Source organism: Methylomonas sp., from assembly GCF_023228165.1.
GTDB lineage: Bacteria > Pseudomonadota > Gammaproteobacteria > Methylococcales > Methylomonadaceae > Methylomonas.
In genome coordinates, this window is the sequence record NZ_JALOBS010000003.1 from 139,127 (window position 1) to 162,359 (window position 23,233).

Below are 23,233 nucleotides of genomic sequence, written 5' to 3' on the forward strand. Positions count from 1 at the left end.
GGTGGGCTTCAGTTGCAGTGAACGGTATGGCGGAGTGCATACGGGCCGAGACAAGCATTTACAAAGTGTTTTTGGAGATTACCGATGAGAAATTCCAATACCATGATAACCGCCGGTTTGGCTGCGGCGATTGCTTTGGGCATGCAAGCCGAGGCCCTTGCCAACGAAATACCCGGCCGGGAGAAATGTTACGGCATTGTCAAAGCAGGCAAGAGTGATTGCAGAACCGTTTTTACCGCTTGCGCGGGACACGCATTCGCCGACCATCAGACGGATGGTTTTGTCGTCCTGCCGGCGGGTACCCGCGAGCGTATCGTCGGCGGCAGCCTGACAGGTCCCACTGGCAAGTAAACAGAGATGGCTATGATTCAATCGCATCGAAACCCGCAAACCCGTTACACGGACGCTGCCATTCCAGCTTGCGCCGGCGTCGGGTTGCGCTCGCAACACTATCTCGACGCCTTGCACAGTCCGATTAGAACGGGTTGGCTGGAAGTGCACAGCGAAAATTATTTCGGTAAAGGCGGGGCGCCGTTGTCATATTTGGAAGCGATCCGGGCCGATTATCCGCTTAGCCTGCATGGGGTGGGGATGTCGTTGGGTTCTGTGGACGAACTGGACGGTCGGCACCTGCGGCAGCTTAAGGATTTGATTGCGCGGATCGAGCCGGGATTGGTATCGGAGCATTTAGCCTGGAGTTCGTTTGCCGGGCGGTATTTGAACGATCTGGCCCCTGTTCCCTATACGGACACGGCATTGGCGCATGTAGCGGCACGGGTTTCCCGGGTGCAGGATTGTCTGGGCAGGCAAATTCTACTTGAAAATCCTTCCAGTTATCTCGAGTACCGGTTTTCAACTTACCGCGAAACGGAATTCCTCAACCAATTGGCTAAGCAGACCGGTTGCGGTATTTTGCTGGATGTTAACAATGCCTACCTATCCTGCCAAAACCATGGCTGGGATGCCTCGGCCTATTTACATGACATTGATGCGGCGCGGGTGGCGGAAATACATCTGGCGGGCCACAGCCAGAACCCTGCCGGAGAAGGCGGCGTTTTGATCGATACCCACGACGGCCCGGTGTGCGAGGCGGTCTGGCAACTCTACCAAACCGCGATACGGATCATGGGGCGTCGCCCCACCTTGATCGAGTGGGATGCGGATTTACCGGCTTGGCGACTTTTAATTGACGAGGCCGGGCGAGCGGACACTTACCTGAGGCAGGGCTATGCACAGGCTGCGTGATACCCAGCGGGATTTTGCCCGGTTCGTGTTTCGGGAATCCGACCTGGTCCCGGACGACATCGTAGCTAACGGTTTGGCGGTTGAGCAACGAATGGCCATTTACCGCAATAACACTTTGGCCGGACTGACCGAGGCCTTGCGGGAGTTGTATCCGGTCGTCAACCGCTTGGTGGGCGACGATTTTTTCAAACGGCTCGCGTTGGCGTATCTGGATAGCCGGCCGCCAAAATCCGCCTGCCTGCTGCAGTTCGGCGCCGAGTTCGCGGTGCTGATAGCCGAGTTTGCCGATGCCCGAAGCTTGGCGTATTTGCCGGACATCGCCCGACTGGAATGGCTTTTTAACGAGGCTTACCATGCAGAGAATATCTCACCGCTGGCGTTGTCGGACTTGGCGCGCGTCGATCCGGCCGACTATGCCAGACTGGCTTTTAAGTTACATCCGAGCGTCAGGCTGGCGGCATCGCTGTATCCGATAGATCGTATCTGGCTTAGTAATCAGTCCGATTATACCGGCGATGGACTGATCGATCTGAACCAAGGCGGCTGTCGGTTGTTGCTGTTCCGTCCGGAAACGGACGTGATCATGAACCGTGTCGGCGAAGCGCATTTTCAGTGCCTGTCCGCGCTGGCTGCCGGCATCAGTTTGGTGCGCGCGGTCGAAGCCGTCATGACCAATTGGCCCGATTTTGCGGTGGGCGACCTGTTACGGGATGGCTTATCGCAAGGATTGCTGACCGATTTTTACTTTATATAATTTAGGACCTTAGATTATGAACACACTCGGCATCAACTACTATAAACCGCTGAATTGTCCGGCCAACCCGGCAAGTAATCTCAACCGCTTAAGTCCGATCGGCGATTTATTGCTGCGCGGGTGGGTGGCTTATGCCTTCTGGATCTCCGGTTTACTCAAGCTGCGGAATTGGGACAGTACTTTGTACTTGTTCGAGTATGAATACGCCGTGCCCTTTCTGCCGCCGGAAATAGCGGCGCTTATGGCGACGGCCATCGAACTGTGCGGGACGGTATTGTTGGCGGTGGGCTTGTTCGGACGCGGTGCGGCGGTATTACTGTTTCTGTTTAACATCGTCGCGGTAATTTCCTACCCGGAATTGGGCGCAGCAGGTATCGAGCAGCATAAAGTCTGGGGCGTGATGTTAATGGTTTGCGCGCTGCATGGTCCCGGTAAGTGTTCGATTGATGCCTGGCTTAAACAGGGCTGTTTTGCGGCTGCGGATTAAGTATATTGGTCGGGCAATCAATCCGGTTCGGTTAAGCCATGCCTGCAGCTGACGTTTTCAGGCCTTTACAAGGTCGTGTGGCCCTAGTGCTGGCCGCCACTACGCCCGAAGCGTCGACGGCGGCCGAGGCCTTGGCCGCCGCTGGGGCCAAAGTGCTGTTGAATTATTTATACCGGCGGCAGGAGGCGGAACGACTGGCTGAGCGCATCCGTCGGCGACAGGGCCAAGCCATGATCTTTCAGGCCGATGTAAGCCAAACCGGCCAATTAATAAGCATGTGTGACGTGTTAGCGGCCTATTGGGGAAGTCTGGATATCCTGGTCGACGATTCCGGTTTTCAGGCAGAGTCGGTGTTGGCGGTAATCGGCCCTGAGCGCGCGAGCGCGGTGGCCTGTTTCGACTGTGTCGGTGTGTTTCGCTATTTAGCCGGATTAGCGGGTTGCCGGGACGATGAAGCCGATCCAACCTGAACGGTTTTCACTGAGGCCCAAGACTGAGTGAATAAACTAATTGTATAAATGCGCGGAACTTGATTACAAAATCATCATCCGCTGTTAACGTAAACAGCCGGCGCGGAAAAACGCCGGCCTTTCACTTTTATTGCCGAGGAACGCTCAATGAAACCTTATAAAGTGCCAGCGATACTCGCTTCGGAAATTACCCCCAAACAGTTGTTTTACGCCCGCCGCAAGTTTATGCGGAGCGTCGGCGGAGCGACCTTGGCGGCTCTGCTGCCGCAAGCCTTGTGGGCCGCCAGTCCGTTCAGCGATATTAAAAAGTCAACCTTCAGCGCTACGGAAGAATTAACTCCGCTGAAAGCCATCACCTCGTACAACAACTTCTACGAATTCGGCACCGGCAAGGAAGATCCGGCCGCTCGCGCCGGCAGCTTGAAAACCAGGCCCTGGACGATAAGCGTCGAAGGCGAAGCGAACAAGCCCAAAGTGTTCGATATTGACGAGATTTTAAAAATGGCGCCGTTGGAAGAACGCATCTACCGGCTGCGTTGCGTGGAAGCCTGGTCGATGGTGGTGCCGTGGGTGGGTTTTCCGCTGGCGGAGCTGCTCAAGCGGGTGGAGCCCACCGGTAACGCCAAATATGTCGAATTCGTCAGCCTGTATGATCCGGGCCAAATGCCGGGGCAAAAATCCTCTGTGCTGGACTGGCCGTACCGGGAAGGCTTGCGCATGGACGAAGCTATGCATCCCTTGACTTTATTGACACTGGGTTTGTACGGCGAAGTGTTGCCCAATCAAAACGGCGCGCCTGTCCGGGTAGTGATGCCGTGGAAATACGGTTTCAAAAGCGCCAAATCCATCGTCGCCATACGTTTGATGGAAAAACAGCCCACCACCAGCTGGATGAAAGCAGGCCCCAATGAATACGGCTTTTACGCTAACGTGAATCCGGAAGTGGATCACCCGCGTTGGAGTCAGGCCAAGGAACGGCGCATCGGCGAGTTTTTAAAGCGCAAAACCTTGATGTTCAACGGTTACGCCGAAGAAGTGGCGTCGCTGTATGCCGGCATGGATTTACAAAGATATTTTTAGGCATGCCGACCAAAAATCTCAGCAATAAAACCATGGGCCGGATCAAGCTTGCAGCATTTATGCTGGCCTTGATCCCGTTATTCAAGCTCTGTTTTAGTGCTTATTTGGATAAGCTGGGCGCCAATCCCATTGAAAAAATCAGCCACATCACGGGTTACTGGACGCTGACTTTTTTACTGATTACCCTGACCCCAACCCCGCTCAGGCGTCTGTCGGGCTGGGCGTGGCCGGTACGTTTGCGGCGTATGCTGGGCTTGTTCGCGTTCTTTTACGGTTGCCTGCACTTTTTAACCTATCTGGTGTTGGACCAGTTTTTCGACTGGGACAGCATTGTCAAGGACATCGTCAAGCGGCCCTATATTACCGTGGGTTTTCCGGCTTTTGTGATGATGATCCCGCTGGCCGTCACCTCTACCGATAACATGATCCGCCGGCTGGGCGGCAAATACTGGCGCATGTTGCATACCCTGATATATCCCAGCGCCATTGGCGGTGTGGTGCATTATTGGTGGCTGGTCAAAAAAGATCTCACCAATCCCATTATCTTTGCGGCGCTACTAGGCGTACTGCTGGCTATCCGGGTGGTTTACCGGTTGCGGACTATTACGTTATTTTTAAGCTAAATAGGACGCCCAATCACTTTTTTCCAAAAAGGAAACTCATCAACACAAAGCAAGCTATCCCTTACAGGTGAAAAAAGGGCGTATTCCGTTGATAGTCTTATAAAACTTAGAATCCATTGCGTGGGCATTGGCGTTATTTACTTGCAACCGGGGTTTCATTCGTACATTACTTTTTAAGAACTTATGATTCGACGCCAGTACCGTCTAAAATAGTAGTCACGGCGAGCAACGGTAAACTTGAAGCCGGATTAATCGTTTTTTGGCCTAAACGATGCGGAAACTCTTGAGGCCGTATTTTTGAGACTACTTAAAATTAAGCGTCCATCCTATGAAAAAACTTGAGAAGGCTCAGCCGTTCAGCTGTTCTACCGGATTGACCGTCGAATACAGCACGCTGTCGAGCGAGGAGCAGGAAAAAATCCTGCATCTTCAGCAGGCTATTCTCGAGTCGGTAGCGCGCGGCGCCGATCATATGGAAGTCATCAATCAGGTCTGTCGGCTGGAAGAACAACTCCTGCCAAACGCAGTCGGCTCGGTCATGCTGATGGATGATGCTTATGAATTTCTAAATGTCTACGCCGCACCTAGTATCCCCTCCGAAGGTGTGGCCCAGCTGAATGGCTTGCGGCCGGGGCCGGGCGGCGGGTCGTGCGGTAATGTTATCTATCGGCAAGAAGCGCAGTTTGTTAGCAATACCTTCACCGATCCGCGCTGGCGGGACCTAAGGAATTTGGCCTACAATTTCAATCTTTGTGCTTGCTGGTCGGTGCCGATTTACTCTGGAGAGCGCAAAGTGGTGGGCACGTTCGCACTGTCTAGTTTTGAATATCGCTCCCCCAGCCCATTCCATCGCAAACTTCTTGAAATCGGTTCTTCGATTATCGGCATCGTGCTTGAACGCAACAAGTCGCAAGAGTCGCTTCGCCTGTTCCAGAAGGTTTTCGAGGGCAGCGAAGAAGGTATCATGATCACGGATCCCAATAAGGCCATCCTGTTGGTAAATCCGGCGTTCACTAAAGTGACGGGTTATACCATCGACGAACTCTTGGGTGAGACGCCCAAAAAACTGGCTTCAGGGCATCACGATAGGGGGTTTTATGCGGCAATGTGGAGCAGCATAAACCTTTTTGGCCATTGGCATGGCGAAATTTGGAACCGCCGTAAAACCGGTGAGGTTTTTCCAGAATGGCTGGCTATCTCCGCCGTCAACGACCTGACAGACAATACGACGCACTACATCGGCATTTTTAGCGACATCAGCGAACGCAAAAATGCCGAGGCGCAGATTCGCCACCTGTCGTCCCACGACCTATTGACAGGGTTACCTAATCGCATGTTGCTTAAGGACAGATTGGAAAATGCGATAGCTTTTGCGGCGGGCGGGCACTGTAAAGTCGCGCTGCTTAGTCTTGATCTCGATCAATTCAAGATGCTGAACGATTCGTTGGGGCATGCCGCCGGTGATGATTTGTTGCGTTGCGTGACTTCCCAGTTGAAAAACTTTGTGCGCGATACCGATACCTTATGCCGTTCCGGAGGAGACGAGTTTTTCATCGCGCTGGCCAATATGCCGGATACCGATTCGATCAGCGCCATAGTCGACGAGATTCTCGAGCAGATCTCCAAACCTTTTTTGCTTGAAGGGCGGCATTTATCGCTGTCCTGTTCCATCGGCATCGCTGTTTACCCTGACGATGGGGGTGATTTCGAGACGCTGATGAAGCTAGCGGACAAGGCCATGTACCAGGCAAAAGACGCCGGCCGTAATACCTACCGGTATTTTACCGAGCAACTTAATAGCGATAGTCTTGAGTTCATGCGCATCACGCATGAGTTGCGCGAGGCGGTGAAGTGCAATCAATTCACTGTGCATTTTCAACCGCAGATCGACCTTGCCACGGGCGATGTAGTGGGTGCCGAAGCTCTGGTTCGTTGGAATCATCCGGTAGAGGGACTAGTCCAGCCTGGACGGTTTATCAATATTGCCGAACAGACCGGCTTAATTGTCGAGATCGGCGAATGGGTACTGCATGAGGCTTGCCGACAGGCCGCGGCTTGGCGGCAGGCAGGCTTGCCACCGCTGGTGATGGCGGTCAACATGTCCGCCGTTCAGTTCAAGCGCGGTAATGTCGAAAATTTGCTACATAGCGCATTGGAGAGCAGCGGACTGGATCCGCAATCTCTTGAAATCGAGCTCACCGAGTCGATTTTGCTTCATGATATGGATTACATGCTGTCTTTGCTGAACAGCTTAAAGGATATCGGACTGAAGCTCGCCATTGATGATTTTGGTACCGGCTATTCTAGCTTGGCCTACCTTAAAAAATTTAAGATCGACCGGCTAAAAATCGACCAGTCTTTTGTACGTGATATAGCCATTGATCCAAACGATGCGGCCATTGTGCGAGCTATCGTGCAAATGGCGCATACTCTGAACCTTCGCGTTATTGCCGAGGGCGTGGAAAATGAGGAAACCCAGCAATATCTAAGCAGTTGTCAGTGCGACGAAGTGCAAGGTTATCATTACGCAAAGCCTATGCCTCCGGAGGCCTTCGCGGCATTTATTTTAAACAAGGTATAGCGCATGCGGTAAATACTTCTCGCAATAACCAACCTTGCCAGCAGCATTTCTTGCACCGCTGTGAAGCCGGCCTAAGCACGACGTTGGGAAAGGGCGCAAGCAAGCGGCAAGTTGCCTGTGCTATTGGGAGCTGGAAATCTCCAATTTGTGTTGGAGATAACCAGCCAACCAATTATTTTTCCAATAATTCGAATTTACCCGCTTTACCATTCCACTCATCAGCGTCTGGTAGGGCGTCTTTCACTTCGGTAATGGTTGGCCATACTTTAGCCAATTCGGCATTCAGGGCAATGAAATGCTCTTGGTCTTCGGGTACTTCGTCTTCTGCATGTATGGCGTTAGCCGGGCATTCCGGTTCGCACAGGGTGCAATCGATACATTCGTCGGGATCGATAACCAGAAAATTTGGGCCTTCATGAAAGCAATCGACTGGGCAGACGTCGACGCAGTCGGTGAATTTGCATTTGATACAGTTCTCGGTGATTACAAAAGCCATAATGTTCTTCCAAGGTTAGGTCAATGAACAAGTTTCCTTTTTTCGGAAACTTTATGCTTGAAAAAGAAACTGCCGCATCGGCGGCAGAGTGCTGAATTACATTAATCCCAAACGGTTGAAGCAGGCAAATGCCCGCCTCAACTGTAGTATCCGGGATTATTTATTTTTTTCGCGTTCCTTCACTTCTTTAATCACTTCTTCCGCTACGTTTTTCGGGCACGCGGTGTAGTGTGAAAATTCCATGGAGAACTGGCCGCGACCGGACGTCATGGTACGCAAATCGCCAATATATCCGAACATATCGCTTAGCGGCACATCCGCTTTGATTCTTACGCCGGTAACGCCTGGATCTTGCGATTTGATCATGCCGCGGCGGCGGTTCAAGTCACCGATCACGTCACCGACGTGCGCATCAGGAGTGAATACGTCAACTTTCATGATCGGTTCCAGCAATTGCGGATTGCCTTTCGGAATTGATTGACGATATGCGGCGCGGGCGGCGATTTCGAACGCAATGGACGAGGAGTCAACCGCGTGGAAAGCACCGTCGGTCAGAATGACTTTGAAGTCCAGGCAAGGAAAGCCTGCCAGCACACCTTTGTCGATACTGGCTTTAAAGCCTTTTTCAACCGCGGGCCAGTATTCGCGTGGTACGTTACCACCGGTCACTTGTGATTCGAATAGGAAACCGCTGCCCGGCTCGCCTGGCTCGATGATGTAATCGATTTTCGCGTATTGACCCGAACCGCCCGATTGCTTTTTGTGCGTGTAGCTGTCTTCGATGCGTTGGGTAATGGTTTCGCGGTAAGCAACCTGAGGTTTGCCTACGTTGACATCGACACCGTGGGTTCTTCTTAAGATATCCACTTTAATGTCTAAATGCAGCTCGCCCATACCTTTGATGATGGTTTCGCCACTTTCCTGGTCGGTTTCGACGCGGAAGGATGGATCTTCTTGCACCATTTTGCCGATCGCAATACCCATTTTTTCGTTGCTGCCTTTGTCTTTCGGCGAAATCGCAATCGAGATGACGGGATCAGGGAAAACCATAGGTTCCAGAGTCGCTGGCTTGTCTGGATCGCATAAGGTATGACCGGTTTGTACGTTTTTCAAACCGATCAACGCCACGATGTCGCCTGCTTGCGCGGTTTCGATCTCGTTGCGGTCGTCGGCGTGCATTTCCACCATACGGCCGATACGCTCGGTTTTACCGGTAAAGGTGTTCAATACGCTGTCGCCTTTTTTGATCCGACCGGAGTAGATGCGGACAAAGTTCAAGGCGCCGAAACGGTCATCCATGATTTTAAACACCAGGGCGCGCAACGGACGGTCGGCATCGACAATCGCATGCTCACCGGTGTGGACGCCCTCGAGGTCGGTCTCGGGTTGCGGATTAACTTCGGTAGGATTCGGCAAGTACTCGATAATGCCATCCAGCACCAACTGCACGCCTTTGTTTTTGAAAGACGAACCGCAGAAAGTCGGGAAGAATTCCATCGCGATGGTACCTTTGCGGATGCAATGTTTGATTTCTTCGATGGTCGGCTCTTCGCCGTCCAAATATTTCTCCATGATGTCGTCGTCTTGGTCGGCGACTTGGTCGATCAATTTCGCCCGCCATTCTTCGACTAACTCTAACATGTCCGCGGGTACGTCTTGGATTTCGTATTTCAACGGGTCGCCGGAGTTATCCCAAACCCAGGCTTTACGAGTCAGCAAGTCGACCACGCCGACGAAGTTTTCCTCTTCACCAATCGGCAATGTCATCACAATGGGTTTCGCGCCCAATACCTCTTCGACCTGTTTAACGACTCGGTAGAAGTTCGCACCCAGTCTGTCCAATTTGTTGACGTAAATAACACGAGAAACTTTAGAGTCATTCGCATAACGCCAGTTGGTTTCGGATTGTGGCTCAACGCCGCCGGAACCGCAAAATACACCCACGCCGCCATCCAATACTTTCAGTGAACGGTAGACTTCGATTGTAAAGTCAACGTGGCCCGGGGTGTCGATGATATTGAAACGGTGTGGTTTGAATTGACCAGTGCTACCCGGCCAAAAACAGGAAGTGGCCGCAGATTGAATGGTGATGCCGCGTTCTTGCTCTTGTTCCATGAAGTCTGTGGTCGCTGCGCCATCATGAACTTCGCCGATTTTGTGGATTTTTCCGGTCAGCTTCAAAATCCGCTCGGTCGTGGTGGTTTTACCGGCATCGACGTGTGCGAAGATACCGATGTTTCTGTATAGCGATAGATCAGTCATGGTTGTACTCTAAATGGAGATGAAAACGTTATAACCCTTGGCACCATTGCCGCAGCTTCTTCTTGAACAGTGTCAATGAAAAATCCGCCCATTCTACCCGAAAATCAAAAAAAACAGAATGTCAATTATGTTTCAGGATTATTATTGGTGTTGACTCTGTATTTGCAACTCCCTCAACTTCATCAAAGAATAGAGGGTTTCCAGGCTTGGGCAGGCAATACCAAGGCGCTGAGCAGCGCGCACGGGATTGCCTAAAATGGCTTCGGTCTCCATCGCGTGCCCGCGTTCAAAGTCCAGCAGCATGCTGGTTTTATAAGGCGGCATCACATAGGTATTTTGGATATTGGTTTCTATAACGTCATCGGTAAGCGGATGTCCGCAACCAGCGGCAATATCGCACACTTCCCGCATGATGCGGCGAACCATATTTTCTTGTTGTTGCAAAATGGTCAGGGTCGGTAAGCCGCCCGATAATACCGACAAGGGATTGAACGGCGCGTTCCAGACGCATTTTTGCCAGCGGCCGGCGATGATGTCTTCGCTGACGATGCATTCAATGCCTGACTGCGTAAACAACTGTTGCAAATGCCGGGTTTTGGCTGATACTCCGCTAGGAAAGTTGCCTAGGTACAGTTTGCCGTAAGCAAGATGACTGATCTCGCCCGCGGCTAGTCGATTGCAGCAAATAAAAGCCAAGCCGCTGACCAATTCATTGTCCGGAAAGGCTTCCTGCAATTCGGCCTCGATTTCAACGCCGTTCTGGATAAATACAATCACAGTATTTTTACTGACGGCAGCCCGAATCAAGCCAATGCGATCAACTTCGGCCGTGACTTTGCTGCACAAAATCAGATAATCTGCGGTATCTTGATAGTCGGCGCAATGTTGCAACACCTGCTTAGGCTGAAATTGCCAGCAACCCAGCTTAAAACTATCTATTTGAAAGCCGCGTCGTTTGACTGTCTCATAGTCCGACCGGCATACCACCGATACTTCGGCGCCGGCCTTGGCCAGTAAGCCGCCATAAAAACCGCCGATGGCTCCGGCCCCAACAATCAGAATTTTGTCGCTCATGGCTGCTCCGCCAAAATCTGTTTTAAAAACGGAATCGTTAGTTTACGTTGCGCGGCCAAAGTGGCGCGATCGATTTTTTCCAATAATAACCATAAAGCCGGTAAATCGCGAACGTAGTGGTTCAGCAGAAAGCGGCCGACTTTGGGAGGAATATCGAAGCCCAGAAAATGCGCTTTGAAGGTGAGAGCATCGATCAGTTGGTCGTCGCGCAAGGGCTGTATTTTTAGCGTCAGCCCCCAACTCATGCGGGTTTTTAAATCAAGTAAGTCAAAAGGCAAATACTTGGGCGGGCAGTCGGCGGCCAGCAGCAGTTTGTGGTTGTTCTGGCGATGGCTGTTGTAGAAGCCAAACAGGGCGGTTTCCCAGTCCGCATGGCCGGCGATGTACTGTATATCATCGAAACAAACCAGTTCCATGTTTTCCAAACCCTCCAGCATTTGGGGTGAGGGCAGTTGATCTGGGGTAAATTTCAAGAAAAACGGATCTTTGTCCTTGGCTTTGGCGTGTTGGCAACTGGCTTGCAGTAAATGGCTTTTGCCGCAGCCGCGTTCTCCCCAGATAAAAAGCTGTTGCTCTATACCGTCATCAGCTAGATTCTGCAGGTTGGTGATGATTTCGGTATTATTGCCGGCAAAAAAGCTGGCAAAGGTCAGATTGCTTTGAAATTCAAACTGTAATGGAACCTGCATGGCTAAATCGATCAGGCTTTTTCGGCTTTATACACATAAAAACCGGCCCCGAAACATAGCAACAGGCTAAATAGAACTTCAAGCAGTGCATAGGGCCTTTCGCTTTGGTCTACATACGCCTCAATTACGCCATGTACGAAATAAGGCAGGCTTAAATAACTCATCCAGGTACAGCTTTTCAGGTTGCGGTTCAAAAACCCCTTAAAAGGCAATAATAATGGGCCGACGCTGATAATCAGTAATAGCGCCGTCGGTAACTGGGTTGATGGGGATAAAACGGTATGCCAAGCCATCAGCAATAGAAACAAGCCGAAAAAACCGGTTAAGCCGGCATGGTAAAAATGAATTCGTTGCATGAGTGGGTATCGGAACGGGCGATAGATAAGCAAATGAAGGCCTATTATCACAAAGTCTGGTAAAGAATGTTGCGCGTATGCTGTCGGTCTAGCTATAAGATAATTGTTTGCGGCCGTTAAAGCCTATTTTTCATACTTTTAGTGAGGATGTGATCATGATCAAAACAGTTTTTGCGGCCGCTGTTGCCGGTTTATTACTGAGTTTTTCGGCTACAGCCGCCGACAGTTACACCATTGATAACCGGCACACGTTTCCCAGTTTTGAAATCAATCATTTAGGCTTTTCCATTCAGCGCGGCAGGTTTAACGAAACCGGCGGCAAAGTCGTGCTGGATAGTGCGGCCGGAAAAGGCAGTATCGATATTACCGTTAACATGGCGTCCATCAGCACCGGATTGGCGGAATTGGAAGAGCATTTGCGCGGCAAGGATTTTTTCGATGTGAACCAGTACCCGACCATGCGTTTTAAAGCGGATAAACTTAGCTTTGCCGGCGATAAGCTGATCGGCGCCGATGGCATGTTAATGCTACATGGCATCAGCAAGCCGGTGCACTTGACGGTCGATCATTTTTTCTGCGGCATGAACATGATCCGGTTGAAATATACCTGTGGAGCGAATGCAGTGACTACTATCAAACGCTCCGATTTCGGTATCGACAAATATGTGCCCATGATTTCCGACCAGGTTAAGGTATCGATTCAGGTTGAAGCGACTCGGGATTAGGCCATTTTAAGGAATACCTTCGCGAAAGCGCATAACAGCCAATGCTTTAAAGTTGTTATGCGCGGTAAACCGATTATGGTTTTTCCATGGTTTGGATAAACGCATCGGCCTCGTTAATGGATTTCTCCATGGCAGCCACTAGTGCGGTAACATCCGACTGTACGCTACCCAGTTGGCCTTTTAATGAGGCGATGGCTTGCGCATTCAAATTATGCTTTAAGAACAATACTTGATCGCGGAATACGCTTAGGACCGGTTCTATCTTGGCTTCGGCCTGGCGCATGGCGGTAATCAGTTGTTTGTAATGCTGACGGGTAGAGACTAATTTTTGCTGGCTGTTTTGTCTGAGCGAAGCATTGCTGTATTCGGTCAGCTCTTTTTCCCATTCGCTAAACAAGGCCTCGGAAACGTCTTCAATGTCACCAATACCCTTATTAACTTCATCGGCCTTTTTGACACTAGCTTCATATTCGGCATTGAGTTTATTGTAAGTGGCTTCCAGGTCGCCGCCTTTAAATTGGGTGGCCGCGGTAAATTGTTCTAAGGCCGATTTAAATTGCTGCTTGGTTTCTTGTTGGGTGTCACGGGCTTTTTCCACCCGGTGCACCATCACTTCTCTTTTAGGAATACCGATTTTTTCCAGGCCGCTGTAATAAATACTGGAACAAGCCGTTAAATTTATCGCCAGCCAAAATAAAGCCAGACGCAATAGAAACTTCATAGTGATCTCCTTTGAACATGAATAGCATTATAGATAAATAAGATCGGCGCGCTAAATACCGCTTTTAGGTTTAAGTGGAATAGGCATTTTCCTAGTAATAAAACTCGTGACAATTTGCCGCGCGGCAATCCGCCACATTTTCTGCGGCAAGTTAATTGATTAGACTTTAGACCGCTCGAAGGCTTAGCGTTTGCGAGCGTACATCCAACCACTTTTATAGGGAGATAAACCATGAAAAAAAACAGCATTATCCTGCTTGTCGCGTCATTGGTATTAATGTTAAGTGCATTTAAAGTGATCAGCGAGGAAAAAACTAAACCGGCGGAACAGGCTAAATCCATAGCCTGGTATGTGGCTAATGTCAAAGAGGCAAAGGCCAAAAATCAACAATGTTTCGATAATCCCGGCCTGAAGGCAACGGAGGATTGTGAAAATGCCTTACACGCTTTACAAATCAGTTTTAAGGGCGGTAATTAGGCTGAATTAACCCTTCATGTGAGCATGATGGGTGGGTTGTCCGGTAAGTCTATCCACCCTTTTTTAACGCTAGATAATTTCATTTGGCCCAGAATCTTTCCGGCTTGCTTGTAGGCATAAATAGTTGACGGCCAATATAGACAGTTACTTAATTCTATTATTGATGTGCGACAGTTTGACGCACGTGACAATCGGTCACATTTTAGATTATTTACTCCTAGTCTATAATTTGCTTAACTCAAGTATTGTTATGCGCAACTGAGTTGCTTTACCCTTCTTCTTTAAGCGGACCTCTCCAGGCCGCTTTTTTTTTTGCCTATCGTTTAAGCTTGTCGCTCCGGATTACAATTCGGCTTTTAAGCGCTGATAGATACCGCCGAAACTACCATTGCTCATTAACAATATATGGCAGTCATTACCCGTTTCGGCTTTGATAGTTCGGATGATGGTTTCCAAGTCGTTACAAATTCGAATGTTGGTGGCGTATTGCAGTAACTGACTCAAGTCCCACCCCAGATTATCCGGCTGATACACAATGGCCTGATCGGCTTCAGCCAACGATTCGGCCAACGATTGCGTGTGAACGCCCAGACGCATGGTATTGGAGCGCGGTTCGACGATGGCAAGGATTTTTTCGTTACCTACTTGTTTTCGCAAACCGTCCAGCGTGGTTTTGATTGCGGTCGGGTGATGGGCAAAATCGTCGTATACCGTAAGGCCCTTGGTTTTGACGATGACCTCCATCCGACGCTTGACGTTTTGGAATTGTTGTAGGGCGGCGATTGCGTCTTGAGGCAAAATACCAATATGGCGAGCGGCCGCCAGAGCGGAAAGCGCGTTGTATACGTTATGTTGGCCGCTCAGTTCCCATCTCACCGTGCCCTGCTCTTCTCCAGCGAAATGAACCCTAAAACCGCTGCCGTCCGCTTTAATTAATTCAGCGTGCCAGTCGGCTTCGACGCCGATTGCTGTTTTTACCACTGGTGTCCAGCAACCCATTTCCAGCACTTCGGCGATATGCTGTTCGCAGGATGGGGCGATGATCAGGCCTTCGCTGGGTACGGTACGAATCAGATGATGGAATTGTTTTTTAATTGCATCCAGATTTTCGAAGATATCGGCGTGGTCGTATTCCAGATTATTCAAGATCGTTGTGCGGGGTCGGTAATGCACGAATTTAGAGCGTTTATCGAAAAATGCGCAATCGTATTCGTCAGCTTCAATGACAAAAAAATCCGACTCGCCCAACCGAGCGGAAATGCCGAAATTCAAGGGAATGCCGCCGATTAAAAAGCCCGGTTTGAAACCGTTGAATTCCAGGATCCAGCTCAGCATGCTGGTAGTCGTGGTTTTACCGTGTGTACCGGCGACCGCCAGCACCCAGCGCTTTTGCAGGACATGCTCCGCCAACCACTGTGGGCCTGAGATATAGGGCAGATTGCTATTTAAAACCGCTTCAACTTCGGGATTGCCGCGCGACAAGGCATTGCCGATCACCACCAGATCGGGTTTGCAATCCAGATTTGCCGCCCGATAACCGTTCATTAAGCGGATGCCTTGTTCTTCAAGCTGGGTGCTCATGGGGGGGTAGACGTTTTGATCGGAACCGCTAACGGTATAACCCAGCTCGCGGGCAATCAGAGCCAGGCCGCCCATAAAGGTGCCGCAAATGCCGAGGATGTGAATGTGCAAAGGTCGTTGTGATGTCATGGATTAGGTTCTGCGGGTTTATCTTCTGCCGCGGGCTGCGAGTCCGGCAGTGCTTCGGTAGCGGCCGCGGGATTATTTTCTGTGGCTGCCTCGGCCACTTTTGCGCCGGCATCTTCCAATAACTTGATAATGTCGGCGCGGCCGATTTTTTTAGCTTTGTCCAGAATCGTGGCGTTTTGGCTGTCGGCCGCGTTGACATTAGCGCCTGCGACAATCAGTAGTTTGACTGCGTCGGCATTACCAAAAAGTACCGCATCGGAAAGTGCTGTTGAGCCAAGTTTATCGGCAAGGTTAACATTTGCGCCGTAGCCCATCAGCAACTTGATGATGCGGAGATTGCCGTTGAAACTGGCGGCCATCAAGGGTGTTCTGTCCTGTTCGATTTTACTGTTGACGTCAATACCTTGCGCCAACAGAGCTTGCACCCGCTCGAATTTTCCGGTGGACGCAGCCGCAAATAAGTCGTTGCCGTCTTCGGCTGTTGATAAAACGGGTGATAGTGCCAGTGTTAAAGCAAACAAGAGGCGGTTTATCTTCATGAGTTGGCTTGCGTTTGCAAATCAGTTGGGTTGAAATACAGTGGATACAGAATGACATAATCTATCAATGAGCGAAAAAAACAAAGTATTAGTTGAGGCAAAGCCTCAATACATCGAGAGTCAATCGTCGCCTGAGCAAAATCGTTTTGTGTTTGCTTATACCATCACTATCACGAATGTCGGTGCCGTACCCGCGCGTCTACTGACCAGACATTGGTTAATTACCGATGCCAATGGTAAGGTCCAGGAAGTGAATGGCGACGGGGTCGTGGGCGAAAACCCGCACTTAAATCCCGGCGATTCGTTTCGATATACCAGTGCGGCCATGATTGAAACTCCGGTGGGAGTCATGCAGGGTAAATATAAGATGGTGTCCGACACGGGCGAAAATTTCAGTGCCGCCATTCCAAAATTTACCTTGTCAATTCCCAGAACCCTGCACTGATGGCGATTTATGCGATTGGCGACATTCAGGGATGCTATGACGAATTACGTCGCCTGCTGGACCTTATTAAATTCGATCCGGGCGACGACCAATTATGGTTGGCGGGCGATTTGGTCAACCGGGGCCCGCATTCCTTGGAAACCTTACGCTTTATCAAGGGCTTGGGTGATTCTGCAATCAGTGTGTTAGGTAACCACGACCTGCATTTGATTGCGACCGTGGTGTCATTAAGTAAAGCCGGTAAAAAAGATACCTTAGGTCCTATCTTGCGCGCCGCCGATTGTGAAGAGTTAATCGATTGGCTGCGCCGGCAGCGCCTGTTTTATTTTAATGAACACTTTTGCATGCTGCATGCGGGTTTGCCGCCGCAATGGGATTTTCAACAGACTAAAGCCATGGCTGCGGAAGTCGAGCAGGCCATTCGGGGTGACGACTATCGGCGCTTTTTCAGATCTATGTACGGTAATAAACCGACGGCTTGGCAGGATGATTTCCCCAAAACCGAAAAGCTACGCTTTGCGGTGAATTGCTTTACCCGTTTGCGATATTGCACGCCCGATGGCGACCTGGATTTCCATCAAAAAGGCCCGCCTGGCAGCCAGGGGCCGAATTTATTGCCTTGGTACACGGTGCCGGGGCGCAAAAGTTTGGATATGCGCATAATTTTTGGTCACTGGTCGACACTGGGCTTTTACCACGGCTACAACGTCTATTCGATAGATACGGGCTGTTTATGGGGCGGGCAATTAACTGCTTTAAAACTGGATGCCGTCAATCCCCTGCGAATCAGTATCGATTGTCGGTGTGCACAAATCCCGAATTAGCCTAATCGGACAGTTAAGCAAGTGTTGTGTTAGTTCCAAAAACCGTCTTCAATATGTCGGTATGCGTTAGAATGCCAAGTGTCGTGCTAGGCGTTAATGCCATGCAATTTCGGGTAAATCAAATTTGACAAATGCCCATGCTAGAGCGCATTGTTGCCCTACAACCTTTCCAATCTCGTGGTTAGCGTCTATGCTTAGGGTTGAAGGGTCTAGACAACTGATGCAAGTTTTTTTAGTGCCAGCCTGCGCAGTATCGGGTGGTATAAATCTGTAAAACAAGGAGCTACTCATGAATAAAAATAAAATATTGGCCGCCTGCGTTTTATCCGGCGCATTAATGGCGGCACCAACTGCTCATGCGGAAAGTTATATTCAGGGCTTTTCCAATAAAGTTAGCCAAGGTTTCGCAAATATTGCGTTTGGATTTGTCGAAATCCCTAAAAATGTCATCAATATCTCGAGTGAACAAAATATTTTTGTCGGCATGACCTGGGGACTTTTGCGCGGAGTTGGACATACTGTTGGGCGTACATTGGTCGGAACCGCGGAGCTTGTGACTTCGCCCATTCCAACCAGTGAATTTGCCGCTCCAGCCTATGTCTGGGATCGTTTCAGTGAGGACAGTCGTTATTTCGGCCTGCATTATCCAGGTTATTGGACTACTTACGGTCCATTGGATGATGGCGAGTAAACGAATTGCGACTAATTGAATCACGAGGATAACATCATGAAAAAACAATATTTATACCTGCCGCTTGCGGCTTTGGCTCTCGCGCTGACAGCTTGTTCAACACCAAAAATGGATTCCGCCGATCTAAAAGCCGAAATTGATTCGGCAAGAGCGGGGCACTATGGACAAGCCATGCTGCATGAGGAAATGTCGGAAGAACAACTGGAAGCAGCCAATAACGTATTGGAGCATATCGAAAAAGACTACTATTGGAACATTAACGAAAAGCAAAAAGGTCTGGATGCCGCGAAATCGGCAGCGGAACACCGTCTGGAATCTGAAAAAGAGATGTGCTTGTGGTTGACGGAAGTGCACAAGCAAAATCATCATCTTCATGAGCCGATTCATGAAACCGTGGCCTATTTTAAAACCGCTAGTGCGGTGCCGTTCAGAATCAAGGACGAGTCAATCGCCCATGTCGCCCATTGGCTGCATCATCATCCCGATGCTAGTGCGACTGTCACCGCATCGACTGATACGGTCGGCAAACCTGCCTACAACCAAGCCCTGTCGGAAAGACGCGCTCAGGCGATCGTCGATCGGTTAGTTTCCAAAGGAGCCAGCGTTAGCCAATTGCAAGTTAAAGCCATTGGTGAAGCTTTGGGCCCGGATAACACCGCCAATCAAGAAAACCGGGTGGCAATCGTGATTACCTCTCACCCTGGCTATGTCGATTGCCCTAATCTGAAATAAGGGTTAATGGCCACTCCGCAAGTCCAAACACACTTGCCGGAGTGGCCTGTTTAAACCGCCGCCCCTTCTGCTAATCAGTGTCTATAACAAGGTAATATTGAGTCCCTTCCGTAAACAGTGTGTACGGGGAGCAAATTAGCTTGGTTGAGCTTATAAATCTTCCATTTGTTTTCGTTGCATTTCTGCTCTGTCCAGAATTTCCTGCTCCACAGCGTTGGCTTTTTCCAAGGGCTGATGGATATTATTGACAATTTCTTTATTACTGCCGCTAACCTCCGAGTCGTTGGATGAAGAGCAGCCGGCTATCAGCAGGGTGGTCAATGTTGCCGATATTAAAGGGTTCATAAGTTTTCTCTCCTGTAACGCATTAAACATTGAGTTCGGCTGTTGCCGAGTGCCAGATCGAGAGCATAGAATGCGCTCTTTATTTCATCAGCGTAAGGATAATTCTATGTCAGATTCATATTGGTTCAGAACTGGCGAAGCCACGGTATTTTCCAGCGAGGGACAAGGCACCGACGCCATGCCGGAAATTTTAATCGGCGACGTAAAAGGACCCGCAGGGCATGCCTTTGCCAATTTGATGGGGCAGACCGAAGGCCACACGCGTATGTTTGCCATTCGTGCCTGTAACCAGCAGGTAAGGCCCGCCACCATCATGGTGCCGAAGGTGACCATCAAATCGTCGGCGTACGTCAACTTACTGGGTGGACCTGTGCAATCGGCTGTGGCCGACGCGGTGATAGATAGTGTTGCTAATGGCGTAATCCCTCGTCTGCAAGCCAATGAATTATGCATTATTGCCATGTTATGGATAGATCCCGCTTGCGCCATCAACCCGGATCTGGACCGAAAAGATTTATATAGAACCAATTACGAAGCCATGAAGCTGGCCATTCAGCGGGCCATGACCAATTCGCCCAGTATCGAGGAATTAATCGCCAATCGGCATAAAATATCGCATGAGATGTACGATCCGGAAACCGGCGAATCTCAATGGTAAAAAATCTCGGGCCCACCGATATTGGCTTTGGGCGCTTAAATTTTATATAGCGGCGCTAAAACATCATCTTGCCGGGAATCGGTTTTAAGGGCGGTACTGTTTTTGGTAAATGCATCCCAGAGCGGTCTGCCGTCCCAGCTGGTGTGCACTTCGGCATACAGATAATGATTCAATAACAGAATTTCCGTCCGCAACGGTTCGGCGCAATGGGGGGCAAGGGCTGTTAAGTTGTCCGTGGCAAAATGATGTTTCCCCCATTGCAATAAGGCTAGTTTGGCTGCTTGAGGGTTATTATGCAGGCAGGCTGTTTTTAAGGGCTTTTGTCGGTCGACCGCAGCTTGTTTATCGGGCTTACTAGGCCTGGAAGCGGCATTAATCCTGTTGTTGCGATAAATCCATAGCGCCTGCGTTAGCCAGCCAAGGCCTAAAAATCCCGATAATGCTTGCCAATAGGGCAAGCTATTGGACGGGTTCGTGACGAGTTGCCCGGCTGGCGATTGCTGTTGCGGCTGAGCGGCAGGCGCGGTGGTTTGCTGACTGCCGCTAGCACCCAATGCAGTCAGTTTAACCTCGGGCAGGCGGGCCACTTCAGTTTTTTGGGTTTTGGTATTGAACCAGCTGATGGCCAGGGCCGGCAAGGTATATTGGCCGGGTTGGCTGGGAATGTAAGCGATTTTTTCTTCGCGTATAGCAATTAAACCATCGTTTTGTTTATCTTCCTGCAGCAGCGGCTGGTCCGGGTAGGTTTTGATGCCTTGAATGTTCGAGGGCCTGGACAATTCAGGCAATTGCCCTACTGTCGCGCCTTTTGCGATAAGGGTAATGGTTCGTGTCAGGGGTTCGCCAACCTTGGTTTGTAGGTTGTCGGTAGACCAGCTTTGCTTGAGCTGTAATGATTCGGCGCTCAACCAAGCCGGATCGGTAAAGCTTGGTGGTACAGGTAACACAGTTAAGGTGATGGCATCTGAAGAGACGCGGCGGGTTTCGGTAGTCTGGCGGTTGAAAAAACCATTGAATCGCGGGCGCCGGTTGTTTGCGTTGCTGACTACCTCGGCGGTCAAGGTCAGTGGAGCTATGCTAAACAAGCCGCTTTGTTGGGGAAAAATGGCGTATTTGCGTTCTGTTACCCAATAATCCATGCCGTTAACTTGTGTGCTGTAAGTATTATCTTCGCCCAGCTTTTCCACCAAAGCGTCCTTGATTTCCGGGTCGTTCAGACTGGCCTGGGTGATCTGCACCCTTCTATACAGTTTCAAGGTATACAACACTTGAGATTGCACGTAAGGCTTTTCAGGAGTGGCTTCTACTTTGAGAAATATCTCGTCGTTGTTGCTGGGTTGGGCTTGCGAAGCGTCGTTCACTAAAACTTTACTGGGTTGACTGCTATCGCTGCCAAAGGCGATCGACGGGATCAATAATTCGCCGGTTTGCCGGGGCATCACACTCACTACCCATTGTTCGCTACGGCTGCTTTTGCCGTTTACCCAGGACATATTGCTACTGCGTTCTTGGTTCAAAATGTCGAAATTGGCTCGTAGCGGTGTAAAATCCGGAGCACCTTCCGGGGTCTCCGGGGCGGTAAAGGTAATTTGAAAGGATTCATTCAAGCTGACTGGATTACGGTCGACGCTGACCTGTATGTCGGTGGCCAGCACCGAGAAACTCAGCAGCCAGCCTGTAAGGATCCAGAGCCATTTTTTTGAATTGCAACTATTCGGCATCAGCATAAAGGTATCATTTCTCTAGGGTATTAAAACCGGCCAACAAATCAGCCTATGCAATCTAGGTGGCGGCATAATTTCCGTGGCATTACTTCCATCCCCCGCCCAACGCTTTGTACAGGTTGATTTTGGATATGCGTTGTTGCTTGGTAACGTTGATTAATTCAATGTTGGATTGCAATGCGCTTTGCTGAGCGATAAGCACTTCCAGGTAACTTGCCTTGGCGGAGCGATATAATTCCTTGGAAACGTCAACCGATTGTTTCAACACTTCGCTCTGTTGTTTTTTCAGGGTATTAATTTGCTGTAAGTTCTTGATGTTGGCCAGTTGATTGGCTACTTCAACATACGCATTTAAAATAGTCTTTTGATAATTGTACATGGCGCTCAATTGATTGGCTTGGGCCGTATTGAAGCGAGCCTCCAGAGCTTTCATATTAATTAGCGGGGCAATTAATGTACCGACAAACGAGTATGCCATTGAGGCCGGGGAGGTGAATAAAAACTGCGGGTCAAACGCTTGAAATCCGAAAGTTGCCGTAATATTAAAATTCGGGTAAAAAGCGGCTTTCGCTGCTTTTAAATCGAATTTTGTGGCTTCAATCTGAAATTCCGCTGCCCGAATATCGGGGCGGTTTTCCAGTAACTGCGACGGAATACCTGTCGAGATTTCGTACGAGCTTTCTTTAAAAAAGTCATTTTTGGCTCTTTCAATCGGTTGTGGAAACCGGCCTAACAAGTAATTAATTTTATTTTCGGTTTCGGTAATTTGCTGCAACACATTGACTTCCAATACTTGCATGCTGAGAAGTTCCGCAAGGAATTGCTGTACGGCTAATTCGTTGGCTCTGCCGGCTTTCTTTTGCAGTCTAATGACATCCAGGGCTTCTTGCTGTTTCTTAATGGTTTGTCTGATAAATTCCAATTCATTATCGAGCGCCAGCAAGTCGTTATAGTGAATGGCAACATCGGAAACCAGATTGGATATAACGAAGTTGGTGCCTTCGATACTCGATAAATATTCCGAAACGGCAGCTTTACGTTGATTTTCCAATTTACCCCATATATCGATTTCCCAGGATGACTGTAAACCGACAAACATATCCGGTAAATGTTCCGGAACGGTGTTGCCAGGGGTAATTTCGGTGGTATGGTTACCGGCTCCATCCATGGTGTACAGCCCAAATTTCCGCATGCTGCCGCCGATGGCAAGGTCGACTTTCGGCAGCATGGCGGCGTTTGCCAGCTTTACGCTGGAACGCGCGGTTTCAATACGTTGCAAGGCGATTTGCATGTCAAGATTATTGCCAATAGCCGTATCGATCAAACCGATCAAATGAGGGTCGGCAAAGAACTCTCTCCAGTTAATATCGGTAACGTTAGCGTTCTGCTGTTTATCTGCCTGCGCAGGGTAGTTTATCGGTAGGGACTGTTCCTGGATGGATAAGTCGGTATTAAGTCCGCAAGCCTGTAGCGTTAACGTCAACAGGGAGATGACCAAAGGTGAGTGATGTGTACGCTTCATGAA

At 49.8% G+C, this 23,233-nt stretch carries 26 protein-coding genes; 15 read left to right on the forward strand and 11 right to left on the reverse strand.

Going from position 1 to position 23,233, the window contains the following annotated elements:
* Positions 1-84: 84 nt before the first annotated feature.
* From M0R33_RS03335 to M0R33_RS03370, 8 genes are all read left to right on the forward strand, one after another.
* The gene (locus M0R33_RS03335) at positions 85-351 is read left to right on the forward strand and encodes a DUF2282 domain-containing protein (RefSeq protein ID WP_292565026.1); all 267 of its coding nucleotides are present in this window, start codon (positions 85-87) and stop codon (positions 349-351) included.
* A gap of 6 nt (positions 352-357) precedes the next feature.
* Positions 358-1,245: a DUF692 domain-containing protein gene (locus M0R33_RS03340; RefSeq protein WP_292565029.1), complete on the forward strand. Its 888-nt coding sequence runs from the start codon at positions 358-360 to the stop codon at positions 1,243-1,245.
* On the forward strand, positions 1,229-1,999 hold the full coding sequence (locus M0R33_RS03345; protein ID WP_292565031.1) for a DNA-binding domain-containing protein: 771 nt from the start codon (positions 1,229-1,231) through the stop codon (positions 1,997-1,999). Before M0R33_RS03340 ends, M0R33_RS03345 begins: the two co-directional genes overlap by 17 nt.
* A gap of 16 nt (positions 2,000-2,015) precedes the next feature.
* Positions 2,016-2,486, forward strand: coding sequence for a DoxX family protein (locus M0R33_RS03350; protein WP_292565034.1), 471 nt, complete (start codon positions 2,016-2,018; stop codon positions 2,484-2,486).
* A 38-nt stretch (positions 2,487-2,524) separates the two neighbouring features.
* Positions 2,525-2,956, forward strand: coding sequence for an SDR family oxidoreductase (locus M0R33_RS03355; protein WP_292565037.1), 432 nt, complete (start codon positions 2,525-2,527; stop codon positions 2,954-2,956).
* A 147-nt stretch (positions 2,957-3,103) separates the two neighbouring features.
* Positions 3,104-4,036, forward strand: coding sequence for a protein-methionine-sulfoxide reductase catalytic subunit MsrP (msrP, locus tag M0R33_RS03360; protein ID WP_292565040.1), 933 nt, complete (start codon positions 3,104-3,106; stop codon positions 4,034-4,036).
* Between the two features lie 2 nt (positions 4,037-4,038).
* The gene (locus M0R33_RS03365; protein WP_292565043.1) at positions 4,039-4,659 is read left to right on the forward strand and encodes a protein-methionine-sulfoxide reductase heme-binding subunit MsrQ; all 621 of its coding nucleotides are present in this window, start codon (positions 4,039-4,041) and stop codon (positions 4,657-4,659) included.
* Positions 4,660-4,987: 328 nt separating this feature from the next.
* Positions 4,988-7,240 (forward strand): EAL domain-containing protein, encoded by a 2,253-nt coding sequence (locus M0R33_RS03370; protein WP_292565046.1) that lies wholly within the window; start codon positions 4,988-4,990, stop codon positions 7,238-7,240.
* Positions 7,241-7,412: 172 nt separating this feature from the next.
* Here the strand turns inward: M0R33_RS03370 and fdxA are convergent, their stop codons facing one another.
* From fdxA to M0R33_RS03395, 5 genes are all read right to left on the reverse strand, one after another.
* On the reverse strand, positions 7,413-7,736 hold the full coding sequence (gene fdxA / locus M0R33_RS03375; protein ID WP_292565049.1) for a ferredoxin FdxA: 324 nt from the start codon (positions 7,734-7,736) through the stop codon (positions 7,413-7,415).
* A gap of 156 nt (positions 7,737-7,892) precedes the next feature.
* Complete coding sequence (fusA, locus tag M0R33_RS03380; protein WP_292565051.1) at positions 7,893-9,998, reverse strand: elongation factor G; 2,106 nt, start codon at positions 9,996-9,998, stop codon at positions 7,893-7,895.
* Positions 9,999-10,139: 141 nt separating this feature from the next.
* Entirely contained in the window at positions 10,140-11,072 is a 933-nt protein-coding gene (locus M0R33_RS03385) for a 2-dehydropantoate 2-reductase (RefSeq protein ID WP_292565055.1), read from the reverse strand.
* On the reverse strand, positions 11,069-11,761 hold the full coding sequence (gene hda, locus M0R33_RS03390) for a DnaA regulatory inactivator Hda (protein WP_292565058.1): 693 nt from the start codon (positions 11,759-11,761) through the stop codon (positions 11,069-11,071). The genes M0R33_RS03385 and hda overlap by 4 nt, the downstream gene beginning before the upstream one ends.
* Before the next feature lie 11 nt (positions 11,762-11,772).
* Positions 11,773-12,117 (reverse strand): DUF2069 domain-containing protein, encoded by a 345-nt coding sequence (locus M0R33_RS03395; RefSeq protein WP_292565061.1) that lies wholly within the window; start codon positions 12,115-12,117, stop codon positions 11,773-11,775.
* A 155-nt stretch (positions 12,118-12,272) separates the two neighbouring features.
* Here M0R33_RS03395 and M0R33_RS03400 point away from each other — a divergent pair, with 155 nt between their 5' ends.
* Entirely contained in the window at positions 12,273-12,842 is a 570-nt protein-coding gene (locus M0R33_RS03400; protein WP_292565063.1) for a YceI family protein, read from the forward strand.
* 73 nt (positions 12,843-12,915) lie between these two features.
* On the opposite strand, the gene M0R33_RS03405 is transcribed toward M0R33_RS03400, so the two are convergent.
* Positions 12,916-13,563 carry a DUF2959 domain-containing protein gene (locus M0R33_RS03405; RefSeq protein ID WP_292565066.1) on the reverse strand — a complete coding sequence of 216 codons (648 nt, stop codon included), beginning with the start codon at positions 13,561-13,563 and terminating at the stop codon, positions 12,916-12,918.
* A 231-nt stretch (positions 13,564-13,794) separates the two neighbouring features.
* Here M0R33_RS03405 and M0R33_RS03410 point away from each other — a divergent pair, with 231 nt between their 5' ends.
* Positions 13,795-14,040: an EexN family lipoprotein gene (locus tag M0R33_RS03410; RefSeq protein ID WP_292565069.1), complete on the forward strand. Its 246-nt coding sequence runs from the start codon at positions 13,795-13,797 to the stop codon at positions 14,038-14,040.
* A 342-nt stretch (positions 14,041-14,382) separates the two neighbouring features.
* On the opposite strand, the gene mpl is transcribed toward M0R33_RS03410, so the two are convergent.
* On the reverse strand, positions 14,383-15,732 hold the full coding sequence (gene mpl / locus M0R33_RS03415; RefSeq protein ID WP_292565337.1) for a UDP-N-acetylmuramate:L-alanyl-gamma-D-glutamyl-meso-diaminopimelate ligase: 1,350 nt from the start codon (positions 15,730-15,732) through the stop codon (positions 14,383-14,385).
* Between the two features lie 14 nt (positions 15,733-15,746).
* The gene (locus M0R33_RS03420) at positions 15,747-16,289 is read right to left on the reverse strand and encodes an ankyrin repeat domain-containing protein (RefSeq protein WP_292565072.1); all 543 of its coding nucleotides are present in this window, start codon (positions 16,287-16,289) and stop codon (positions 15,747-15,749) included.
* Positions 16,290-16,356: 67 nt separating this feature from the next.
* Between M0R33_RS03420 and apaG the strand changes: the two genes are divergently transcribed.
* From apaG to M0R33_RS03440, 4 genes are all read left to right on the forward strand, one after another.
* Positions 16,357-16,734: a Co2+/Mg2+ efflux protein ApaG gene (gene apaG / locus M0R33_RS03425; RefSeq protein WP_013816821.1), complete on the forward strand. Its 378-nt coding sequence runs from the start codon at positions 16,357-16,359 to the stop codon at positions 16,732-16,734.
* Positions 16,734-17,558, forward strand: coding sequence for a symmetrical bis(5'-nucleosyl)-tetraphosphatase (locus tag M0R33_RS03430; RefSeq protein WP_292565081.1), 825 nt, complete (start codon positions 16,734-16,736; stop codon positions 17,556-17,558). The genes apaG and M0R33_RS03430 overlap by 1 nt, the downstream gene beginning before the upstream one ends.
* A gap of 289 nt (positions 17,559-17,847) precedes the next feature.
* Positions 17,848-18,249: an exosortase system-associated protein, TIGR04073 family gene (locus tag M0R33_RS03435; protein WP_292565084.1), complete on the forward strand. Its 402-nt coding sequence runs from the start codon at positions 17,848-17,850 to the stop codon at positions 18,247-18,249.
* A 36-nt stretch (positions 18,250-18,285) separates the two neighbouring features.
* Positions 18,286-18,981 (forward strand): OmpA family protein, encoded by a 696-nt coding sequence (locus tag M0R33_RS03440; protein WP_292565088.1) that lies wholly within the window; start codon positions 18,286-18,288, stop codon positions 18,979-18,981.
* A gap of 150 nt (positions 18,982-19,131) precedes the next feature.
* Here M0R33_RS03440 and M0R33_RS03445 read toward each other — a convergent pair whose 3' ends face one another.
* On the reverse strand, positions 19,132-19,326 hold the full coding sequence (locus tag M0R33_RS03445; protein WP_292565090.1) for a hypothetical protein: 195 nt from the start codon (positions 19,324-19,326) through the stop codon (positions 19,132-19,134).
* A gap of 106 nt (positions 19,327-19,432) precedes the next feature.
* On the opposite strand from M0R33_RS03445, the gene fae reads away from it, so the two are divergent.
* The gene (fae, locus tag M0R33_RS03450) at positions 19,433-19,984 is read left to right on the forward strand and encodes a formaldehyde-activating enzyme (protein ID WP_292565093.1); all 552 of its coding nucleotides are present in this window, start codon (positions 19,433-19,435) and stop codon (positions 19,982-19,984) included.
* A gap of 35 nt (positions 19,985-20,019) precedes the next feature.
* Here the strand turns inward: fae and M0R33_RS03455 are convergent, their stop codons facing one another.
* Positions 20,020-21,711 carry a BatD family protein gene (locus M0R33_RS03455; RefSeq protein ID WP_292565096.1) on the reverse strand — a complete coding sequence of 564 codons (1,692 nt, stop codon included), beginning with the start codon at positions 21,709-21,711 and terminating at the stop codon, positions 20,020-20,022.
* An 82-nt stretch (positions 21,712-21,793) separates the two neighbouring features.
* Positions 21,794-23,230 (reverse strand): TolC family protein, encoded by a 1,437-nt coding sequence (locus M0R33_RS03460; protein WP_292565100.1) that lies wholly within the window; start codon positions 23,228-23,230, stop codon positions 21,794-21,796.
* Positions 23,231-23,233: the final 3 nt, after the last annotated feature.

Excerpts from the sequence above, each read along its gene's own strand:
- M0R33_RS03335 (WP_292565026.1), top strand. The coding sequence starts at position 85 with ATGAGAAATTCCAATACCATGATAACCGCCGGTTTGGCTGCGGCGATT.
- M0R33_RS03340 (WP_292565029.1), top strand. The coding sequence starts at position 358 with ATGGCTATGATTCAATCGCATCGAAACCCGCAAACCCGTTACACGGAC.
- M0R33_RS03345 (WP_292565031.1), top strand. The coding sequence starts at position 1,229 with ATGCACAGGCTGCGTGATACCCAGCGGGATTTTGCCCGGTTCGTGTTT.
- M0R33_RS03350 (WP_292565034.1), top strand. The coding sequence starts at position 2,016 with ATGAACACACTCGGCATCAACTACTATAAACCGCTGAATTGTCCGGCC.
- M0R33_RS03355 (WP_292565037.1), top strand. The coding sequence starts at position 2,525 with ATGCCTGCAGCTGACGTTTTCAGGCCTTTACAAGGTCGTGTGGCCCTA.
- msrP (WP_292565040.1), top strand. The coding sequence starts at position 3,104 with ATGAAACCTTATAAAGTGCCAGCGATACTCGCTTCGGAAATTACCCCC.
- M0R33_RS03365 (WP_292565043.1), top strand. The coding sequence starts at position 4,039 with ATGCCGACCAAAAATCTCAGCAATAAAACCATGGGCCGGATCAAGCTT.
- M0R33_RS03370 (WP_292565046.1), top strand. The coding sequence starts at position 4,988 with ATGAAAAAACTTGAGAAGGCTCAGCCGTTCAGCTGTTCTACCGGATTG.
- fdxA (WP_292565049.1), bottom strand. The coding sequence starts at position 7,736 with ATGGCTTTTGTAATCACCGAGAACTGTATCAAATGCAAATTCACCGAC.
- fusA (WP_292565051.1), bottom strand. The coding sequence starts at position 9,998 with ATGACTGATCTATCGCTATACAGAAACATCGGTATCTTCGCACACGTC.
- M0R33_RS03385 (WP_292565055.1), bottom strand. The coding sequence starts at position 11,072 with ATGAGCGACAAAATTCTGATTGTTGGGGCCGGAGCCATCGGCGGTTTT.
- hda (WP_292565058.1), bottom strand. The coding sequence starts at position 11,761 with ATGCAGGTTCCATTACAGTTTGAATTTCAAAGCAATCTGACCTTTGCC.
- M0R33_RS03395 (WP_292565061.1), bottom strand. The coding sequence starts at position 12,117 with ATGCAACGAATTCATTTTTACCATGCCGGCTTAACCGGTTTTTTCGGC.
- M0R33_RS03400 (WP_292565063.1), top strand. The coding sequence starts at position 12,273 with ATGATCAAAACAGTTTTTGCGGCCGCTGTTGCCGGTTTATTACTGAGT.
- M0R33_RS03405 (WP_292565066.1), bottom strand. The coding sequence starts at position 13,563 with ATGAAGTTTCTATTGCGTCTGGCTTTATTTTGGCTGGCGATAAATTTA.
- M0R33_RS03410 (WP_292565069.1), top strand. The coding sequence starts at position 13,795 with ATGAAAAAAAACAGCATTATCCTGCTTGTCGCGTCATTGGTATTAATG.
- M0R33_RS03420 (WP_292565072.1), bottom strand. The coding sequence starts at position 16,289 with ATGAAGATAAACCGCCTCTTGTTTGCTTTAACACTGGCACTATCACCC.
- apaG (WP_013816821.1), top strand. The coding sequence starts at position 16,357 with ATGAGCGAAAAAAACAAAGTATTAGTTGAGGCAAAGCCTCAATACATC.
- M0R33_RS03430 (WP_292565081.1), top strand. The coding sequence starts at position 16,734 with ATGGCGATTTATGCGATTGGCGACATTCAGGGATGCTATGACGAATTA.
- M0R33_RS03435 (WP_292565084.1), top strand. The coding sequence starts at position 17,848 with ATGAATAAAAATAAAATATTGGCCGCCTGCGTTTTATCCGGCGCATTA.
- M0R33_RS03440 (WP_292565088.1), top strand. The coding sequence starts at position 18,286 with ATGAAAAAACAATATTTATACCTGCCGCTTGCGGCTTTGGCTCTCGCG.
- M0R33_RS03445 (WP_292565090.1), bottom strand. The coding sequence starts at position 19,326 with ATGAACCCTTTAATATCGGCAACATTGACCACCCTGCTGATAGCCGGC.
- fae (WP_292565093.1), top strand. The coding sequence starts at position 19,433 with ATGTCAGATTCATATTGGTTCAGAACTGGCGAAGCCACGGTATTTTCC.
- M0R33_RS03455 (WP_292565096.1), bottom strand. The coding sequence starts at position 21,711 with ATGCTGATGCCGAATAGTTGCAATTCAAAAAAATGGCTCTGGATCCTT.
- M0R33_RS03460 (WP_292565100.1), bottom strand. The coding sequence starts at position 23,230 with ATGAAGCGTACACATCACTCACCTTTGGTCATCTCCCTGTTGACGTTA.